This is a genomic window from Pararhodobacter sp. SW119 (assembly GCF_017811755.1).
Lineage (GTDB): Bacteria > Pseudomonadota > Alphaproteobacteria > Rhodobacterales > Rhodobacteraceae > Pararhodobacter.
In genome coordinates, this window is record NZ_JADDJF010000183.1 from 1 (window position 1) to 606 (window position 606).

2 pseudogenes are annotated in these 606 nt (G+C 62.0%); both read left to right on the forward strand.

Annotated elements, in window-relative coordinates:
• Positions 1-59 precede the first annotated feature (59 nt).
• Positions 60-239, forward strand: a pseudogene (locus IM708_RS21545) (EamA family transporter); the annotation flags it as partial.
• Positions 240-340: 101 nt separating this feature from the next.
• A pseudogene (locus IM708_RS21550) lies at positions 341-606 on the forward strand (EamA/RhaT family transporter); the annotation flags it as partial.

The window sequence follows — 606 nt, forward strand, 5'->3', positions numbered from 1 at the left end:
TACGGCTGCGATCCGGGCGGAGCCCGTTCGCTCAGGTTCGCCGCGCCGGACTTCCATTCGTGATCGCCGCCCTGGCTCTGGTTGCGGCCTACTCGGGAGGGATCTACGCGATCCAGGCCACTTCCGTGGCGAATGCGATGCTGCTTATTGCAACGGCACCTTTCATGGCAGCTGTTCTCGGTTGGGTCGTACTGCGAGAGTCCGTGCGGGTGGCGACCTGGATCGCCATCGCCGTCGCTATTGTTGGCATAGCGATCATGGTCGCCGACAAATCCGGGAGCGTCGTCCTGAAAGGAAGCCTTGCCGCGTTGGGGTCCGCACTCGGCTTTGCGGTCTCACCGTGGCGCTGCGCTGGCAGAAAACGGGTGAAATGCTGCCCTCGGTTTTTCTTTCCGGGCTGTTCGCCATCTCGATCACACTGGGCATATGTTTGTTTCTGGAGCTCCTACCTGCGGCCGAACTGGCGTTGCTGTCCCGCGCCGAAGTTCTGCTGGGCCCTGTCTGGGTGTGGTTGTTCCTTGGCGAAACCGCCAGTTTCAACACTCTGGCAGGAGGAGCCGTCTTGCTTGCAGCCATTGCCGGAAACGCCGTTTCGGGCAAGCGGCG